Origin of the sequence: Fibrobacter sp. UWS1 (assembly GCF_002300445.1) — a bacterium.
GTDB lineage: Bacteria > Fibrobacterota > Fibrobacteria > Fibrobacterales > Fibrobacteraceae > Hallerella > Hallerella intestinalis.
This window is the reverse complement of the sequence record NZ_NSGW01000001.1, coordinates 553414-570910: the sequence shown is the minus strand read 5'-3', so window position 1 is coordinate 570910 and position 17497 is coordinate 553414. Positions and strand designations below refer to the sequence as shown.

Annotated in this window: 15 protein-coding genes; 12 read left to right on the top strand and 3 right to left on the bottom strand. The window is 50.2% G+C overall.

Features of this window, described 5'->3' with window-relative positions; genetic code table 11:
- Positions 1 to 51: 51 nt before the first annotated feature.
- Entirely contained in the window at positions 52 to 1017 is a 966-nt protein-coding gene (locus BGX14_RS02310; RefSeq protein WP_073302105.1) for a KamA family radical SAM protein, read from the bottom strand.
- 43 nt (positions 1018 to 1060) lie between these two features.
- On the opposite strand from BGX14_RS02310, the gene efp reads away from it, so the two are divergent.
- From efp to BGX14_RS02295, 4 genes are all read left to right on the top strand, one after another.
- A complete protein-coding gene (gene efp, locus BGX14_RS02305) occupies positions 1061 to 1627 on the top strand; it encodes an elongation factor P (protein WP_073302103.1) in 567 nt (188 codons plus the stop codon).
- A gap of 452 nt (positions 1628 to 2079) precedes the next feature.
- Positions 2080 to 3492: a glycine--tRNA ligase gene (locus BGX14_RS02300; protein ID WP_073302102.1), complete on the top strand. Its 1413-nt coding sequence runs from the start codon at positions 2080 to 2082 to the stop codon at positions 3490 to 3492.
- Positions 3493 to 3504: 12 nt separating this feature from the next.
- Positions 3505 to 3672, top strand: coding sequence for a hypothetical protein (locus BGX14_RS15455; RefSeq protein WP_158223200.1), 168 nt, complete (start codon positions 3505 to 3507; stop codon positions 3670 to 3672).
- Complete coding sequence (locus BGX14_RS02295) at positions 3669 to 4829, top strand: pyridoxal phosphate-dependent aminotransferase (protein ID WP_095878943.1); 1161 nt, start codon at positions 3669 to 3671, stop codon at positions 4827 to 4829. Before BGX14_RS15455 ends, BGX14_RS02295 begins: the two co-directional genes overlap by 4 nt.
- A gap of 40 nt (positions 4830 to 4869) precedes the next feature.
- Here BGX14_RS02295 and BGX14_RS02290 read toward each other — a convergent pair whose 3' ends face one another.
- On the bottom strand, positions 4870 to 7716 hold the full coding sequence (locus BGX14_RS02290; protein ID WP_143394092.1) for an adenylate/guanylate cyclase domain-containing protein: 2847 nt from the start codon (positions 7714 to 7716) through the stop codon (positions 4870 to 4872).
- 329 nt (positions 7717 to 8045) lie between these two features.
- The gene (locus BGX14_RS02285; RefSeq protein WP_095878730.1) at positions 8046 to 9254 is read right to left on the bottom strand and encodes an IS4 family transposase; all 1209 of its coding nucleotides are present in this window, start codon (positions 9252 to 9254) and stop codon (positions 8046 to 8048) included.
- Positions 9255 to 9403: 149 nt separating this feature from the next.
- Between BGX14_RS02285 and BGX14_RS02280 the strand changes: the two genes are divergently transcribed.
- The 8 genes from BGX14_RS02280 to rpsO all read left to right on the top strand — a co-directional run bounded on the left by BGX14_RS02280 (position 9404) and on the right by rpsO (position 17491).
- Positions 9404 to 12253 carry a DNA translocase FtsK gene (locus BGX14_RS02280; RefSeq protein WP_095878941.1) on the top strand — a complete coding sequence of 950 codons (2850 nt, stop codon included), beginning with the start codon at positions 9404 to 9406 and terminating at the stop codon, positions 12251 to 12253.
- Positions 12241 to 13206, top strand: a complete 966-nt coding sequence (locus BGX14_RS02275; RefSeq protein ID WP_095878940.1) for a DNA methyltransferase — start codon at positions 12241 to 12243, stop codon at positions 13204 to 13206. The genes BGX14_RS02280 and BGX14_RS02275 overlap by 13 nt, the downstream gene beginning before the upstream one ends.
- Positions 13188 to 14081, top strand: coding sequence for a vitamin B12 dependent-methionine synthase activation domain-containing protein (locus BGX14_RS02270; protein WP_095878939.1), 894 nt, complete (start codon positions 13188 to 13190; stop codon positions 14079 to 14081). Before BGX14_RS02275 ends, BGX14_RS02270 begins: the two co-directional genes overlap by 19 nt.
- A gap of 16 nt (positions 14082 to 14097) precedes the next feature.
- On the top strand, positions 14098 to 14511 hold the full coding sequence (locus BGX14_RS02265; protein WP_078776320.1) for a hypothetical protein: 414 nt from the start codon (positions 14098 to 14100) through the stop codon (positions 14509 to 14511).
- Positions 14512 to 14685: 174 nt separating this feature from the next.
- The gene (locus BGX14_RS02260) at positions 14686 to 15219 is read left to right on the top strand and encodes a hypothetical protein (protein WP_073302089.1); all 534 of its coding nucleotides are present in this window, start codon (positions 14686 to 14688) and stop codon (positions 15217 to 15219) included.
- Positions 15209 to 15844: a nicotinate-nicotinamide nucleotide adenylyltransferase gene (locus BGX14_RS02255; RefSeq protein ID WP_073302087.1), complete on the top strand. Its 636-nt coding sequence runs from the start codon at positions 15209 to 15211 to the stop codon at positions 15842 to 15844. Before BGX14_RS02260 ends, BGX14_RS02255 begins: the two co-directional genes overlap by 11 nt.
- Entirely contained in the window at positions 15841 to 16824 is a 984-nt protein-coding gene (locus BGX14_RS02250) for a pseudouridine synthase (RefSeq protein WP_095878938.1), read from the top strand. Before BGX14_RS02255 ends, BGX14_RS02250 begins: the two co-directional genes overlap by 4 nt.
- A 394-nt stretch (positions 16825 to 17218) precedes the next feature.
- Positions 17219 to 17491: a 30S ribosomal protein S15 gene (gene rpsO, locus BGX14_RS02245; protein ID WP_073302082.1), complete on the top strand. Its 273-nt coding sequence runs from the start codon at positions 17219 to 17221 to the stop codon at positions 17489 to 17491.
- Positions 17492 to 17497: the final 6 nt, after the last annotated feature.

Below are 17497 nucleotides of genomic sequence, written 5' to 3'. Positions count from 1 at the left end.
GATTTGTGAACGCTCCTCTGGACTTTTGATCCAAAGCTTGCGGCTTTTGCCCTACAGAATCGGCGTCTTGGATTTTTCTCCGGCGATTTCCCGGACGAATCGGGGAACCAGATAGCCGGGAAGGCGCTCTCGCAATTCTTTCATGATTTTCAGCGCATCGCCGTCGGGAATTTCAAAGTGGGCGACTCCGGTCGCATGATCCAGCTGGTGCAAGTAGTAGGGGAGGACTCCTTGCGAAAAAAGTTTTTGCGAAAGCGCTGCGAGCACTTCGGCGGAATCATTGACGCCTTTCAGCAAAGTCGATTGGTTCAAAAGAACGGCTCCGATGCTGGCAAGATTTGCGAATACGGCGGCGGAAGCGTCATCGAGTTCGTTCGGGTGATCCACGTGGGAAACGAAGACGAGCTTTTTTTGAAGAGCCGCGTTTTTCAAAATGGGGAACAGGGAACGGTCTCTTTGCGGATCCAGCACCTGAGGAAGGGTCACGGGAATGCGGGAATGGATTCGGAGCGCCGTTATCGCGGGCTTGGAGAGAACGATGTCGAACAGGCTGGCTAGGTCCGTCGGGGAAAGCATCAGCGGGTCGCCCCCCGAAAAAATAATCTCGCGAATCTCTGGCGAAGACGAAAGCAGGCGGTTCAAGCGGTTGGCAAAATTGGTCGGCGCCCTTTTGGGTTCTGCCCGGCGAAAGCAGAATCGGCAATGCAGACTACAGGCGAAAGTCGGCTCCACCAGAATGCGTCCTGCGTATTTTTGCAGAATGCCGGGTTCCTTTTCGCTTTGGGAGTCTCCGACGGGATCGTCGATAAAGCCTTCGACCTTTCTATTTTCTTCTTCCGTCGGCAAAATTTCGCGCAGAAGCGGGTCGTTCGGATCGTTTTTGCGTATCTTGGAAGCAAAATGGCGAGAAACCAAAAAGGAAAAACGGGAGTTGGCTGCTTGAATCGGCGGGGAAGGCAATTCCAGAAAGGCGAAAAGGTCCTTTATGCTGGTGAAAAACGCTGAAGTTTTGGTCATATTTTTCTATCTTAAGCGAAAATCTTTTATAAGAGGCATATTTATGGGTACAGTCAGCACCAATGAGTTCCGCAAAAAGTTAAAAATTATCGTCGATGCCCAACCGTGGGAAATCGTCGAAAACCAGTTTGTGAAGCCCGGAAAAGGTCAGGCCTTTAACCGAGTCCGCATCAAGAACCTGGTGACGGGTCGCACTCTCGAACGGACCTGGAAAAGCGGGGACACCGTCGAAGAAGCCGATGTGACTTACACGGAAATGACCTATCTCTATAACGATGGCGAAACGTGGTTCTTCCTCGACAATACGACCAACGAAACGATGGAAATTCCGAAAGAGGCGTTGAACGGCGGCGAAGTCTGGCTTTTGGACGGGGCGACTGTTCAGGTGACCTGGTGGAACAACAAGGCGATTGAAGTGATTCCGCCGACCTTTGTCGAAATGACCATCACTTCCGCTCCTCCTGCGGTTCAGGGTAACACCAGCGGCAACGTCATGCGTGAAGCCGTTCTGGAAACCGGCGCCGTCGTGATGATTCCGCTCTTTATCGCCGAAGGCATGAAGATTAAGGTCGATACCCGCGACGGTTCCTACGTGGAACGCGCCAAGTAATCGAATCGGTTTCAGCGAAAATGAATAAAATCCCGAAAGTTTTTTCGGGATTTTCTGTTTTGGAAAAAGAAGTGAATGGCACGATGCCGCAACCCGTTTTTTGCCCGGGATGGTGAATGGCACGATGCCGCAACCCGTTTTTTGCCCGGGATGGTGAATGGCACGGTGCCGCGAGCCGTTTTTTGCCTGGGACAGCGAGTTAGTGATTAGTTAAAAGTTGGGAGTTAGGAGAAACAAAAAGCAGCACGCCCCATGAGCCTTGGAAGCTCAGCTTCCTTTAGGCGAATTGTCTCTAGGGATACTTCAACTATGGAATCAGAGATTCCTAGTTTCAGGGAGCCTCGGAGGAGGATGCCGCTTCTCCTTAACTATTAACTGACAACCGGCAACTCTCCGCATTCGGGGCGAAATTTCCTATATTTGGGGCAAAATAATTGTTCAAAGGATTTATCATGGCGAAAACCGTTCAAAATGCACTCAAGGATGTGATTTCCCTTTGTAAGAGACGCGGGTTTATTTTTCCGGGTTCCGAAATTTACGATGGCCTTGCCAATACTTGGGACTACGGTCCCTATGGCGTGGAACTCAAACGCAATATCAAGAATCTCTGGTGGAAAACCTTTGTGGAATCCCGTCCGGATGTCGTCGGGCTGGATTCTTCCATTTTGCTGAATCCCCGGGTTTGGCAGGCTTCTGGCCACGTTTCGAATTTTTCGGATCCGCTGGTCGATTGCAAGGCGTGCCACGAACGTTTTCGCGCGGACCATCTGTTGGAAGAAAAACTGGGTGAAGGCTGCTGCGCCGGAAAGACTTTCCCGGAAATTCACCAGATGATGGTCGATCATGCCATCGAATGCCCCAAGTGCGGCAAGAAGGATTTTACGGAGCCGCGCGCTTTCAATTTGATGTTCCAGACCCAGCTCGGCGTTTTGGAAGGCACGGGTAGCAAGGTCTATCTCCGTCCGGAAACGGCGCAGGGCATTTTCATCAATTTCAAGAACATCATGGACAACGTCCGCCCGAAGATCCCGTTTGGCGTGGGACAGATCGGCAAGTCGTTCCGTAACGAGATTACGCCGGGCAACTTTATTTTCCGCACGCGCGAGTTTGAACAGATGGAACTCGAATTCTTCTGCGAGCCGGGAACGGAAGTGGAATGGTACGATTACTGGAAAAAGTTCTGCGTTTCCTTTGTCGAAGGCCTGGGCGTGAACAAGGAAAAGCTCCGTCTGCGCGAACACGCCAAGGAAGAGCTGTCGCATTATTCCAACGGCACTTCGGACATCGAATACAATTTCCCGTTCGGATGGGGTGAACTGTGGGGCATCGCGAGCCGCACGGATTACGACCTGACCCAGCACCAGAAGGAATCCAAAGTCAAGATGGACTACTTCGATGCGGTCAATAACAAACGCTACATTCCTTATGTCGTGGAACCGTCCTTGGGCGTGGACCGTCTTCTTCTTGTCCTTCTTTGCGATGCCTACGATGTGGAAAAACTGGAAAACGGTGAAGAACGCGTCGTGATGCACTTCAGCCCGAAGGTCGCTCCGGTCAAGGCGGCGATTCTTCCGCTGGTCAAAAAAGGCAAGGTGAAAGAAGTCGCCGAGAATATCTATAAGGATTTGATTCAGCACTTCAACGTGGAATACGACGAGACGCAGTCCATCGGCAAGCGCTACCGCCGTCAGGACGAACTCGGAACGCCGTTCTGCATTACCGTGGATTTCGACACGATCGGCGAGGGCGACAATGTGAATCCGGAGCTCAAGGGCATGGTCACTGTCCGCGAACGCGATTCCATGAAGCAGGAACACGTCCGGATTGAAGATCTTTCCGGTTGGATCTTCTCCCATTTGAAGTAAGCTGAAGTCGCTATGGAATTGCTCGAAAAGGCAAAACGGAGAATTCTGGATTTCCGCGAAAAAATTCAGGATCTTCCCTGGTGGCGCAAAGGGCTGCTTCTCGTTGTGGCGCTTGCGCTCCCGGCGGGCATTTTGCTGGCGACGATTCTTTTTGTCCTTTGGAAAGGTCGAAAAAAATGAAGCTTAGCTTTTCTTCCAGACTTCCGGAGGATCTTTCTGATTCTCCGTTTTTTTTGCAGCTTTCGGCGTTAAAGCGCAAGGTGGGCACTTGGACGGATTTGACGGTTTCCACGCCGCTCTCGGCGGGCATTCCTTTTGATTTGGATTCGGTTTTGTCCGCAGCTTCTGGAAATTTTTCTGTCTGGAATCCGGATTCGAGCGGCTGGCTGCAAACCCGAGAGGCCGTGGCGCGCTATTTTGCGGAACGGGGCGGCTCTTTTGATGTGGAGCATATCCAGCTGACGGCGAGTACGAGCGAAGCGTATTCGATCCTATTCAAAACGCTTTGCAATCCGGGCGATGCCATTTTGACGCCTGTTCCGGGCTATCCGCTTTTGGATTCCCTTGCCGCTTTGGAATTTTTGAAAACCTTCCCGTATTTTTTGACATGCGCCGACGGAAAATGGCGTCTGGATTCAGGCTCGCTGTGCGCTTTTCCGCCGCAGACGAAAATTCTTTTAATCGTGTCGCCGAATAATCCGACGGGACATGTTTTTTCCAAAGAGGAATGGAATGCCGCCGTGGAAATGGCGTCCCGTGAAAATTGGGCAATTGTCGTGGATGAAGTTTTTGGCGATTTTATTTACGATGGGACGGAACGCCCGTGGAATTGGGATTCCAAGGATGTTCCCGTGTTTTTTCTGGGCGGCCTTTCGAAATCCGTCGGCTCGCCGCAGCTGAAGCTCGGTTGGATGGCTTATCGTCCGGGGCGTTTGGGCGCACGTTTGAAAGAAGCTGTGGAATATGTGGCGGACGCCTACTTGAGCGTGTCTTCGTCGGCGTTTGCTTTGGCGACTCCGATGCTTTCGCATTCCTTGGAATACAAGGCGAAAATCCAAAAGCGGATTTGCGACAATTTGTCCGTTTTGCGCTCAGTTTTTGGCCAAGTGGAAGTGGTGCCGAATGTGCAGGGCGGCTGGTATGCGGCGTTGCATTTTGACGGGGAAGAGGACGATGTTTTGACGTTGCGGCTCCTTCGGAAACATGGGATTCTGGTGCAGCCGGGATTTCTTTTCGACTTTCCGGAAGACGGTTGGATTGTTGTGAGCCTTTTGACGGAAACGTCCGCTTTTGAACAGGCGTTGCGGAAAATTGCACTGGAAATCCGCGCTTGCTGACCGCTCGCCGCTACCCCCTAATCACTGATCCGGTCGGACTTTATTTTTCTGTCGCCTTATACACGCCGTTCCAGACTTCTCCTGCTTTGACTGGAGGATTTAATTTATACGTCTGGCAGCGGGCAATAAAGACTTCGGAGGGCGTGGGCGGAGAACCCGGATCTTTTTCTTGCGTATGGGGTTCCAAAAGTTTGCACTCTTCAAATGCGGCAATGGCTTCGTCCCATTTTTCGGCAAAGTAGAGTTCGTGCGCTTTCTTCCAGAAGGAGACCAGGAGCTTGAATTGGCCCGCGTCTTCGTCGGTGTTTGAAGCCAACAGTTCGTAGATTTGAACGGGTTCGGTTTTGCCGACGACGTTCACCTTGTCGATGTATCGGGTGATGAATTCGTTTCGGTAGTCCGTTTTGTCGTCGGGATCCTGTTCTCCGGTCAGGACTTCCTTGCTCACTAGAATGTAAACGCCGTATTGCTTAGCGATGCTTTCCAGCCGGGAAGCCAAATTCACGGCGTCGCCCATGATGGTATAATTTTTCCGCGTTTCCGAACCCATGTTGCCGACGACGATTTCCCCGGAATTGATGCCGATCCTCGTGTGCATTTTGTAAACGGAATCCGGCCAGTCCGCCTTTCCGCTTTCCGATTCGGCTTTCCAGCGGGCGCGCAGCAGCAACTGGTTCTTTTGCATGGAAAGGGCGCAGAGAAGAGCGTTTCTCCGTTGATTTTTCAAAGGCGATGGCGCGCCGAAAAAGGCGATGATGGCATCCCCTTCGTATTTGTCCAAAGTCCCCTGGTGTTCTTCCTTGAGAATGTCCGTCATGACGCTCAGGTAGCTGTTCAACAGGACGACCAGTTTTTCGGGGTCGCCTATCTTTTCCGAAAAGGAAGAAAATCCCTGGATGTCCGTAAAATAGGCGGTCAGGTATTTCTTTTCTCCGCCGAGTCTTGGGAGCGTTTCGCTGTTCAGCATCTGGTCTATCAATTCGTTGGAAATGTACTGCTTAAAGGATTTGTCCAAAAACGTCTTGTCCCGGTTTTCAAAATAGAAGCGGACGAGGAAGGAACCTAGGAACGCCCAAAAAATTTCGATGATGTACGTAGCGCAGCCGATATAGAGACCATTCTTGAAAAAGTGGAACGAAATGAAGACGTTTAAGAGCATCAAGCAGATAAGAAGCAGAATCGCCAAATATTGGTATGCGAAAAGCCCGATGAGAATAGCGAAAATCGCCATGGCGATGTATAAAGTCGGATGGGGAAAATCCGAAATCATATAATCGTTGTTCAGAATGTTGTCCATGATGGTGGCGTGGACGAGGACGGCGGGGAAATGATCTTCTTGAGGCGCGTTGTAGAAATCGAACATGGCGGGGGCCGCACTGCCCAAAATGAAAATTTTTCCCTGATAGGTTTCGGGAGGAATCCTGCCTTCGATGACGTCGTAATAGGAAAGGTGCTGAAAGGTACGCTGCTGCGCGGGAATGTTGTAAGCGCTTTTGTAGTGCAGGATAAAATCCCCGTGTTCGTCGATGGGCACTTGTTTTCGCTTGCCAAAACGGATTTCTTCACCCGGCTTCAGTCCGCAGATTTGATTGGTGTCGGCTTGGAAAAGTTCGTCGAGGACATCGGGCGAGAAAATGGAGAAGTTGGAAACCCAGCGTTCTCTTTTTTTGCTGTAGTGGAAATCCAGCAGGGCGGAGAGCCAGCAGCTTTCGCCTTCGCGCAGATTTTGGATTTCCGGTTGGAAAAAGCGGATGATTTCCCTGTCGTAATCGCTCAATTCTTCGTCGTCCATATCGAAGTCGCCTTCATTGGTCAAAATGGTGACGCTTCCATCTTCGTTTTTGAGTGCTTGGACTTGAGACGTGATTTCTACGAAATTTTCGGCGAGGCTGTCCTGAGGTTCCTGGGAAAGGAGCGATTTATATTGCAGGAGCCGCCGGATCATCGGGTAGGTGATTTGCGGATAGGTAGTGCGTAAAATTCCGGAACTGTCGCGGTAAATGGCGAAAGGTTTTCCCAAATCGGCGTATTTCCCCGGAATGATTTGTACCGAATCCGGATTCGCCTGAAAAAGATGCATCAAGGTCGAGATGGAAAGAATCGGGTAAACCTGGGATTTTTCTTCGGGCCATATTGCGGAATTGGGAAAGCGGTAAAACAGGCGCATTCGGCGGACAATGCCGTCATCGTCAGGGGTCGCGTTGACGACTCCAAAATTTTTGGACGCGTTGGAAAGCTCCGGGAAAACATTGTCGAGAAGATCTTTCTCTTCGATTTGAGAGGGGTCGGAAACTTGCTCTAGCTGAAATACCGGTCTGGAACGGATTTGCTTTGCCCGATTTCCCGTGCTAAGGGGCATCCATTGCGATTGGTGCTTGTAGTCCGTTCTGGAGCTGAATGTTCCGCACACAATGACGTTGTTGTTTTGGGCGATGGTTCTCACCAGAATGGAATCGTAATCGTAGGACTGGCGGATTTTGTTGAAGTCCGCACGCCAATCGCGATCTGGGTAAAGTTCGCCGAGTACTTTTTCGGTGCGCCTGGCATTTCTGTTTCCGAAGTCGGCGTTTTTAAATAGGATGTCGAATGCGATGGCGGCCGCTCCGCCTTTTTCCAAATTTTGTACGACTTTGGCGTGGGTTTCCCGCGTCCATTCGTTATAGGGACCATATTTAGAAAGAGAGTTCTCGTCGATATCTACAATCAGAATGTCCTCGGAATGGCTTTCTTCATGGTCGGAGAGATATTTGGAAAATCCGTCGTAAAAAATGTATTCGGCACGGTGAAGAATGTCGGAGGGAATCAGAAGCAGGACTAGCGTCATGATAACGCCGGCGAGGAGCCCTGCCAATGTGCGCTTGATTTTTTTGGGATGCTTGAATTTCACAAGCAAAACATAGCAAAGAAAATGAATGATGCGGCAGTGCAAGCGGCGAAGAAGAAATCGATTTTCCTAACTTTCCACTAACCACTAACTTGTTTTGCTGCGTCTTCCGTTTCCAATTTCTTCCGGCGAATTGGAAATGTTGGCGGTTCGCCGCGTCGCTTTCGGGGGCGCATTTTCAAAGGAACGGTTTTGCTTTTGCACCGAGGCAAAATCCCTAGGGGAAAATAAATTATTATTGTTATCCGCTAAACTTTAATTCATGAATTCATAATCCCCAAAACGTCCCGTTTTCAAGGAAAACGGGACTTATTTCAAAATACGAGCCCCCCTCAGTTCAGTTGGGACAGGAATGACTGCTGTGATTGCGGTGGAGCGAGTCCACCGACGTATGCATCCCTTACAGCCTTTATTGGAGATTCCAGGAGTTTGTACAGGTCTACGTAGTAGGTTGCACACTGGCGTATCAGCAGAACCGTGCTGGAGAAACTCAGCTTCCTTTTTGTCTGCGCACGAACAATGGCTGTCAGCAGGTTAGCTATCATTACTATCCAGATCTGTATCCGGATCGCATTCTCGCTGTCTCCGTAAAAGAAATGAAGCGGAAAATTCTGCTTGAGACTGCGGTAGAAGGTTTCTATCTGCCAGCGTCTTCGATAAATTTCGACTATTTCCTTGGCAGGAAGTTCATTGTTGTTCGTAAGCAGCCGCCATGTCTTTCCCGTCTCCTCGACATAATGTTCGACTATGCGGGCCCTGTGAACTCGCTCCTTCTTGCGGGAGACAAAATGAAATTGGACATTCTCGTCCCGAAGTATGTTGTCTGAAACGGGGTTGTCCGACACATGGTCGTACTTGAGGTTCTTCTTCATCCTGGTCACGTAGGTCGTTTTCTTTTTGGAGAAGCTCTCGAACAACTTGTAGTCGATGTATGCCCTGTCTATAGCAAGAAATGATTCCGAGGGAAGCTTGACTTTCTTGAGTTCAGTGCTGTCATGTTTCGCTGCCGGGGTCACGATGACGAACTCCGGCGCTCCAGACGAATCCTTCATCACGGTGTGCGCCTTGACTCCGCCCTTCTTCTTGCCCAGCTTCGGGTTCCTGCCGGCACCCTTCATCACGTCGGTGAAGAGGGAGACAGTCGTCGAGTCCATGACATAAAGCCTTTTGGACCAAAAATAGTCCCGGCTGTCCGCTAAACAGTGCTCGTACTTCTTGTGCAACTCATGGTAGAGCCGTTCGAATATCGCGGCCGGTCTCCGTCCGTTCGCGTCAGCGAATGTGCTTCTTTTGGGGATCTCCGTAAGTCCGGCGTGGACTAGCCGTCTCGATTCCGCTTCGAGCCCCAGCAAGATTTGATTGATGGACTTGTACTGCTCCATGACGGAAAACAAGAGCACAAGCAAATGCTGGTACGCATCGAACTTCTTGACATAGCGTTCCCCGCCGTTCTGTCTAGATAGGGACAGGACAAGGTTCTTGGGAATAAGCTTCATTATCTGGGAAAATACCGGCTGTCCGCTAAAGTTGCTATCTTTCATACTGCTTTTGGTTCCTTTTATTTGTGGTTATTTAAAACGATACCAAAAGTGACGGCTCTCGATTATCGGGAACCGTCTTTTTTTATAACTTTTCTACGAAATTGATTAACTTTTAGCGGACACTATTAATAAATTATATTTGCTCCCGTATGAAAAAACGTTCCAAACAAAAGGGAAAGCAAATGGATCCGAAAACGCCTAAACGGATTTTGGGCGTTATATTGCTGGCTTTTGGATTCTTGCTGCTGGTTTCGCTGGTCTCGTTTATCGGCAGTGAAAAAAATGGGCTTGGCCCGATTTTTGGGACAGCGGTTCCGCAGGCTTTTATTTATGTGTTTGGAAAGTTCTCGGCAACCATGGTGTCCGTCTGCTCGATATGCTGGGGAATTTGGATTCTTCTTTCCAGGGAATGCCCGAAATATTTAAAAGTTTGTTTCGGCATATCCATCCTTTGCGTTCTTTGCCCGGCGATATTTTCTCTGCTCGCCGCCCATTCCGGAAACCTGTCTTTAAATGACGAAGCTTTGTATGCGTCGGGAGGTCGTTTCGGTTTCTTTTTGGTGCACACATTGCTTTGGCCTGTTTTTGGAAAAGAAAATTTTGTCCTGCCGTTCCTCTTTTTGCTTTTAGTTCTCCTTGTTGTTTTTGTAGCCTTTTTTCATTTCCCGTTGGCGAAATTGGGATTTTTAAAAATGCCTTTTGTCGGCTTTGCCGGTTTTGTCCGCTGGATGTTCGCCCGTTCGGAAAAGGAAATTGCAAGCCCGAAATCGGATTTGAAAAAAACAAAAGGAACTGCGGAAAAATCTTTGGAAAAAGCAAAAGTCAAGGCGGCGAAAGCGGACGAATGGAATAGCGATTATACTATGTTGGGCATCGAAGCGAAACCGTTTCGCGGAGTCGCAGGCGCATTTGACGGGACTCTTCCTGTAGAGCAGCCCGCTCCGTTCCGGGAAGAAACGGAAACGCCGTCTTTGGTGAGTCCGGAGGCGACCGCTTCGGAAACGCCTTCCAACGAAGAGGCTTCTTCCAATGTGGCGGAGAGGGAAATCGAAGAGAAGGAACGCTATTTGCGCGAAAACGAAAAGCGCATGGGCGCCTTGGAAGTCCGAGCGTTGCGAGACGAAATTGCCCACTTGCGTCAGGTTCAGCAAATGAACAATTGGGAAAACGACCGCCATAGCCGTCCGACAATTAAAGGCGTTGTGGTGCGCGGAAACGATTTTGCAAAGAAAGATTTGCCCGAGGAGATCGGTCCGGAAAATCTTCAGGAAGTAAAGGCTCCCGCAGAAGAATCTGCGGCGGATTTGCCGTCGGAGTCCCCTCAGACCGCGGAAAATACGACAACGGAATTGCGCTATGACGAATATGTGATTCCCCAGGTCGCCGAAATTCTCGATACGCCGCCGGAGCAGAAACCGGACTATACGGCGGAAGAACTGGATGAAATCAGTCACCAGTTAGAAGAGCAATTGGAAAATTTTAAAGTGAAAGGGAAAGTTCTGGGCATTTCGACGGGTCCGATGATTACCCGTTTTGAAGTGGAACCCGGGCCGGGCGTGAAGGTTTCGCGTTTTACGACTCTCCATGAAGATTTAGCCCTGGCGCTGAAAGCGAAGTCCATTCGGATTCTGGCTCCGATTCCCGGAAAGTCCCTGGTCGGCGTGGAAGTGCCGAATCGCAAATTGCAGACGGTCTATTGCCGGGAGATTTTTGAAAGCCCTTTATTTAAACCGCAGCCGGATAAATTGATTATTGCTTTGGGCAAGGACATTACCGGAAATTCCTATACGATGGATCTTTGCCGCGCACCGCACATTTTGATTGCCGGTCAGACGGGTTCGGGCAAGTCGGTTTGCATCAACACGCTGATGGCGAGCCTTCTTTTCAGCAAGTCTCCCGATGAATTGCGGATGATTCTGGTGGACCCGAAAGTCGTGGAATTGAAACTCTACGAGAACATTCCGCATTTGCTCGCTCCGGTGGTCACGCAGCCCGATGTCGCCGTGAGCGCTTTGCGTTGGGGCTGTGTGGAAATGGATCGCCGTTATGAAGTTCTCGCTCAGTATAAAGTGCGAAATCTGGTCGGCTATAATCAAAAACGCCGGGAACAGCAGGAATTGATTCGCCAGATAGAAGAAAAGAAGGCGGCTTACGAATCGGCGAAGGCCCTTGCTGAAAAAATCGAAGAAGAAAACCGGCAAGAGGTGGAACGGGCGACTGCCAGCGGGGAATCTCCGGTAAATTTGCAGGAAGTCCCCGCGGTTCCCGATCCGAAGGATATTCCCCCGATGCCGGAGGATGTCATGGAAAATATGCCCTATATCGTCGTGGTCATCGACGAACTTGCCGATTTGATGATGGTGGCGGGAAAGGAAGTGGAAAAATACATCGCCCGGATTGCGCAAAAGGCGCGCGCAGTCGGGATCCACCTGGTCATTGCGACACAGCGTCCTTCGGTCAATGTGATTACCGGGCTCATCAAAGCGAACCTTCCCGCGCGAATTAGCTTTAAAGTCGCTTCGCTCGTGGATTCCCGGACTGTGATGGATCGGGGCGGAGCCGAAAAATTGCTCGGGCGGGGCGATATGCTCTACCGTTCTGGGGACGATCCGGAACCGATTCGTGTGCACGGCGGCTTTTTGACGGATGAAGAAGTGGAGAAGCTGGCGGATTTTTGCGCGGACCAGAATGTGCATTTTGAAAGATTGGAGTCCTTTGACGTGGACGATCCTGCCGAGGATGCCGAAAACGCCGACGGCGCCGCCAATCTGTCTGGTAAAATTGACGGGTTGGCCATGGATGTCGCTCGCTACGGCATGGAGCGCGGCGCCCTTTCCGCTTCCGAAGTGCAACGCCATTTCTCTGTCGGGTTCAGCCGTGCGGGAAAAATTCTGGATCAGCTGGAAAGGTTGCGAGTCTGCGGACCGAAACGCGGTTCCAAGCCCCGCGAAATGCTGGTGAACGACGAACAGTCCCTTTATGACCTATGGCCTCGCTGAACTCTAAAACTCGGGCTCCTCGCAATCGGACGCTGACCATTTCTTCCGAAGAAATCGCTCGCTTGCAAAAGCGGCTTGTTGTGGATTCCGGGGAAAATTCCTTGCCGACGCTTGTCGAAAAAACGATTCTTGGGGATTCTTTGCGAGTCCTTCCCAAGATTCCGTCCTCTTTTGCGGATTTGCTCATTGTGGATCCGCCATACAACCTTTCCAAAAATTTTAATGGCAACCGCTTTTCTGCCATGTCGTCCGGGGATTACGAGGCCTATCTCGATTCTTGGATGGGGGAACTCGTTCGGATTTTGAAACCGGAGGGTTCGCTTTACATTTGTGGTGATTGGAAATGCACGTCGGCGATTCAGCGTTCTCTGGAAAACAAATTAACGGTGATGAACCGCATTTCCTGGGGACGCGAAAAGGGACGAGGGGCTTTGGCAAATTGGAAAAACAGCATGGAGGACATCTGGTTTGCCGTCAAGAATCCAGAGGCTTACACTTTTCATGCGGACGCCGTGCGCTTGCGCCGCCGGGTAATCGCTCCCTATAAAACGGATGGCGTTCCAAAGGATTGGCAAGATTCGGATTGCGGAAAATTTCGTGATACGGCTCCATCGAATTTTTGGGACGACATCAGCATTCCCTTTTGGAGTATGCCCGAAAATACGGTTCATCCCACCCAGAAACCGGAAAAGCTTTTGGCAAAACTGATTTTGGCTTCTTCCAATCCGGGCGATATGGTTTTTGATCCCTTTTTGGGAAGCGGGACGACAAGCGTTGTCGCTAAAAAATTGGGCCGCCGTTTTTGTGGAATCGAGCAAAATCTGGAATACGCCTGCCTTGCGGAAAAAAGATTGGAGCTGGCGGAATCGGACAATTCCATTCAGGGTTATACGGATGGTATTTTTTGGGAAAGGAACTCCCTTGGTGCGCAGAAATGCAAGACGAAAAAATAAAATGGCGTTCGTCGCCGCCTCCTAAAATGCCTGGCGTGCAGGTGATTCTCGACCAGAATCTCGAAGAGCTGGTTCCGTTTATCGACTGGTTTTACTTTTTTTACGGCTGGCGGATTCCGGGAAAATTTCCGGAACTTTTGGAAGGGGACTCGCCTAAGGCGGAAGCCGCGCGGAAACTCTACGGCGATGCGCAAGAATTGCTTCAAAAGGCGATAGCGAAAAAGTGGATTCGGGCGAATGGAATCTGTGGAGTGTTTCCGGTAAATCGCCATGGAGAAACTCTGGAATTGCGTTCCGAATTTGGCTCGTTCCGCTTTGAATTTTTGCGGGAACAGGAAGTGCGCAGTGGCATTTGCAGAAATCGATCGCTGGCGGATTTTGTGAACCCGAAGGAAACGGATTACATGGGACTTTTTGCGGTTTCCGCCGGTTTCCAGATCGCGGAGCAGTCGGAAGAGTTCAAAAAGAAAGGCGATGAATATTCGGTGCTACTTCTCCAATCGTTGGGCGGTCGCCTGACCGAGGCTTTTTCCCAAAAATTGCACTTGGACGTGATGAAAAAGTATTGGGGCTATTTGCCGGAAAATGCGGAACCCTTTGGAATAAGGCCTGCTCCCGGGTATCCGGCTTGCCCGGACCATACGGAAAAACTGCCGATTTGGCAAGCGATGCGGGTTCAGGAAAAAACGGGGATCGCTCTTTCGGACTCGTTTATGATGATTCCCGAAAATGCGACTTGCGGCTATTATTTTGCGCATCCGAAAAGCGGCTATTTTTCCATCGGGAAAATCGGCGAAGACCAGCTTTTGGAATACGCCCGGCGCAAGAATTGGACGTTGGAAACGGCGCGCAGATGGTTGTGCCCTCGAGAATAAATTATATTGACTCGCGATGGTGGATATCTGCTCCTACGTTTTGATCTTGGCGTCTGTAGTTCTATTTGGTTACAGCCTTTCTCGCCTTATCGATGGTTTTAGCACGGTTCAAAAGAAAATGCAGGATTATCGGCAGATGCTTGCGGAATACGAAGCCCCTCCTGATGCGACCCGCCGGATCAATACTTTGCAAAACGGCTTTCTGGCGCTGGGTTATGTCGTGCTGGCGCATCTCGCCGGTTTCACTTTGTGGTTTCTCGCTTTAATGGCTGCGAAATTTACGCTTTCCTGCTGCTTCTCGGACAAGCTGCATTGCCTTGTCATCCACAGGGAACGTACGCTTTCCAGACGCTTTTACGGGCTTCTCAAAGCGGACGCCCTGCTGAATATCTTTTTGAGTGCCTTCTTGCTCCTTGTGCTTGTTCTATGATAGGACCTTCTCTAAAAATGCCTTTTCAAAAATTCGGTTGCGACGCGTTGCGCTGTTTCGGGTTGCTTCGTTGCTCCGCTTTTCGGGGTGACGGTTCTTACCGATTGCCGAATCCGTCGAAATATCCTCGGTCTCTCTCGATGTTTCTTCTCCAGTGCCATTTTTAGAGGGACCATGAAAAAAATTCTGTTTTTGGCACTCTGTTTTTTCTCGGCTTCTTTTGCTCAAAAAATGCCTTTTGTTGTCGGCGCTGTCGCGGAATCCGGTTACGGCATTTTGGATGACGGTTCGGAAGGAGCGGGGCTGAACAGGATGACTCCTTTTGTCGGCATCTGGTTGCAGGGCATAGGCGCATTGCGCTTGGGTTATGGCATTTACAATTATTCGCGAACGGACGGCGAGGGCGATCATCTTTCGGTTCGTTCCCGGGCATTGAACGTCTCTTTGAATATCGCGCCGGGCGGAGCCGGACGTCCTTATTTCATCGGGTCTTTTTCCCGCGCCCGAAAGCTCTCCAATATCGGGGACGTAACCTGGTATGAATGGGGTGTTGGGGGTGGGGCGACTTTTCAGGTGCTTCCCACGGCGGCTATCGTCACGGAGTTGGAATACCGCTGGATTCTTTCCCATTACGATCCGGTCGCGGATTTGCGTGTAAAAGGAAGCCGTCTTCAATTTAATGTCGGTTTTATGGTCTATGTCTTCTAAATCGGTCGCTATTTTCGGCGGAGCTTTTGACCCGGTTCATCGGGATCATGTTCGCCTTGCCCGCCTTTGCTTGGATTTAAAACTTTGCGATGAACTCTGGTTTGTTCCGAGTCCCGACAGATGGGACAAAAAACTTTTTGCCTCTCCGGCAGATAGGCTTGCCATGCTGGATCTGGTGGTGGGCGACGATCCGCGCATTCGTGTTTCTGAAATGGAATTGAACATGGGAGATTATCGGGGTTCCTATGTTTCGATGAGTTTGTTCCGCGAAAAATTTCCGGGCGTGAATTTCCGGCTCCTTGTCGGGGCGGACAGCTATCTGGGCATTCCGCATTGGCGGGATCCCTTGCATTTTTTTGGAACGGAATTTAACGGTGCTCAGCTCCTCAAAGAATTTGAACTGATTGTTTTTGAACGCCGGGGTTCTCCGAAACCCGACATGGCGGGGCACTTGGCAAAAGGCTATGCGCAGATGTTCTGGGTAGGACGCGAACAGAATTTTGACGGCAAATATGCGAGCAGCGAAATCCGCAAGGAACTTTTCTTTGGTTCCGGAAAAAAGCCGGAAGGCCTGGACGAAAAAGTGTTCGACTATATCCGAAACAATAATTTGTACCGTCTATGAACGAAGTTCCGAGCACTCTTTTTTTTGAAAGCGTCGTCCGCAACGAACAGCGAGGCTTTTTCCTTGTAGATGCGCTGGCAGCCCGCTTTACCTACCTCTCCCGGGACGCATGGCGGCAAAAGATTTTAAACGGCGTAGTCACTTTGAACGGCGAAGTGGCAAGTCCCGAAACGATTGTGCAGGCCAAGGATAAAATTGTCTATCGGGTGGACGATTACGCCGAACCGGAAGTGCCTACGCATTTTGAAACGCTCTATCGCGATGACGATTTTTTGATTCTTTCCAAACCGGCGGGAATCCCTGTGCACCATACGGGCCGCATCTTTTACAATACGTTTACCGGAGTCGTGCGCCGCGCTTTTCAAAACGATGAAATTTCGCCGATGCACCGCTTGGACAGGGACACGGGCGGCATCATGGTTTTGGCGATGAATGCGGATACTTTAAAGCGCTTTGAAAAATCACTGGAGCACATTCTTTTGCGCAAGTTGTACTTGTGCGTTGTCCGCGGGAGTTTCCCCGAAGGCGAAACGGTTTGCGAGTTGCCTTTAGCCGAAGATCCGCAGCATAAGATTCGCATCAAGATGTTCCCTCGCGAAAATGGAAAGCCCTGCAAAACCGTTTTTCGCAAAGTGGCGGAATTTCGGGAAAACATCGGCGACATCGAAGCTCCTTTTTCCGTTGTCGAAGCGGAACTTTTCACGGGTCGCAAGCACCAGATTCGGGCGCATCTCGCGAGCCTTGGCCATCCGATTGTCGGGGACAAACTTTACGATTTTGACGGGTCGTTTTATTTGAAGCTCGTCGAAGGGCCGCTTTCGGAAAATGATTTCCGGATTTTGGGCGCGCACACGCAGATGCTTTTCGCCTATCGCGCGCAAATTGCCATTCCGGGCAAAAATCCGCAGTGGTTTGCCGCGGACAATTTTCCAGAGGAAATGCGGCAAGTCGTGCAAAAAATCCCCCAGAAGTGGTTTTAGGCCAGCTTTAAAATTTCATTTTTTAGAGTAACTAGCGGTCAGTTCTGAATTTTCAAGGCATGGCGACTAAAACGAATCGCTATTTTTGAATGGCTCAGGAGAAGCTGCATCCCTGCCGCCCTGCATCTCGCTTCCAACTTCCCAACGGATCACTCAATATCACCGGCAACCTTGAATTCGTCCATTTGCCCATCCATGTCGGCGAATATCCGTATTTGGGCGTCTTTTGTGGAGAAGTTCGCTTGACGGCGGGGACAATTTTCTATTTTTTGCGCCAAGTAGTTGCATTTGTCCCGGATCTGCAGACCAGAATCGCCAAATTCCACTGGGTGCAGGCAGAGATGGGGCTAAAAGTAATTCTTTCACATAAAACCAAAAAGGAAATGGACGGCATATGGCTACCATTACAAAAGAAAAGATTCAGGAACTCACCGCCAAGTTCGGCGCTAATGAAAACGATACCGGAAACGTCCGTGTACAGATTGCGATTCTCACGGAAAGAATCAAGAACCTCACGGAACACGCCAAGGCCAACAAGAATGACCACCATTCTCTTCGTGGCTTGTCCTTGATGGTTGCCCAGCGCAGAAATCTGTTGAAGTATTTCAGCAATAAGGACATCAATGCGGCTCGTCAGCTTATCAAAGACCTCGGCCTCCGCGGTTAATTTTTA

Coding starts and splice junctions, on each gene's coding strand:
- rpsO (WP_073302082.1), top strand. CDS start 17,219: ATGGCTACCATTACAAAAGAAAAGATTCAGGAACTCACCGCCAAGTTC.
- BGX14_RS15455 (WP_158223200.1), top strand. CDS start 3,505: ATGGAATTGCTCGAAAAGGCAAAACGGAGAATTCTGGATTTCCGCGAA.
- BGX14_RS02270 (WP_095878939.1), top strand. CDS start 13,188: ATGCAAGACGAAAAAATAAAATGGCGTTCGTCGCCGCCTCCTAAAATG.
- BGX14_RS02265 (WP_078776320.1), top strand. CDS start 14,098: ATGGTGGATATCTGCTCCTACGTTTTGATCTTGGCGTCTGTAGTTCTA.
- efp (WP_073302103.1), top strand. CDS start 1,061: ATGGGTACAGTCAGCACCAATGAGTTCCGCAAAAAGTTAAAAATTATC.
- BGX14_RS02295 (WP_095878943.1), top strand. CDS start 3,669: ATGAAGCTTAGCTTTTCTTCCAGACTTCCGGAGGATCTTTCTGATTCT.
- BGX14_RS02285 (WP_095878730.1), bottom strand. CDS start 9,254: ATGAAAGATAGCAACTTTAGCGGACAGCCGGTATTTTCCCAGATAATG.
- BGX14_RS02250 (WP_095878938.1), top strand. CDS start 15,841: ATGAACGAAGTTCCGAGCACTCTTTTTTTTGAAAGCGTCGTCCGCAAC.
- BGX14_RS02310 (WP_073302105.1), bottom strand. CDS start 1,017: ATGACCAAAACTTCAGCGTTTTTCACCAGCATAAAGGACCTTTTCGCC.
- BGX14_RS02300 (WP_073302102.1), top strand. CDS start 2,080: ATGGCGAAAACCGTTCAAAATGCACTCAAGGATGTGATTTCCCTTTGT.
- BGX14_RS02275 (WP_095878940.1), top strand. CDS start 12,241: ATGGCCTCGCTGAACTCTAAAACTCGGGCTCCTCGCAATCGGACGCTG.
- BGX14_RS02255 (WP_073302087.1), top strand. CDS start 15,209: ATGTCTTCTAAATCGGTCGCTATTTTCGGCGGAGCTTTTGACCCGGTT.
- BGX14_RS02260 (WP_073302089.1), top strand. CDS start 14,686: ATGAAAAAAATTCTGTTTTTGGCACTCTGTTTTTTCTCGGCTTCTTTT.
- BGX14_RS02280 (WP_095878941.1), top strand. CDS start 9,404: ATGAAAAAACGTTCCAAACAAAAGGGAAAGCAAATGGATCCGAAAACG.